At 58.3% G+C, this 218-nt stretch carries 1 protein-coding gene; it reads left to right on the plus strand.

What is annotated here, in order from left to right; translation table 11 throughout:
- Positions 1–218: hypothetical protein (locus QJT78_RS52915; protein ID WP_281461021.1), on the plus strand; the 218-nt coding region annotated here is incomplete at both ends.

The following is a 218-nucleotide window of genomic DNA, read 5'->3' on the forward strand; positions in this document are numbered from 1 at the left end:
GGCGGCTCTTCTTCGTCATCTTCGCTCCTGATTCGCAGCAAGAATCCTCGCCGCTGTCAGGCAGAAAATCCACTCAAGCTACTGTCCGAATTTGCGGGGCCAGCTCTGATCTCCCCTCTGACCCTGCGGCTCTTGCCGAGATGGTGCTGGCTTTCGAAGGCGAGAACGATGATCTGCGCGCAGAGATCGCCACGTTGAAGAGCCTGATCTTCGGCGCA

It is taken from the genome of Bradyrhizobium sp. Mp27, from assembly GCF_029953005.1.
Taxonomy (GTDB): Bacteria; Pseudomonadota; Alphaproteobacteria; order Rhizobiales; family Xanthobacteraceae; genus Bradyrhizobium; species Bradyrhizobium barranii.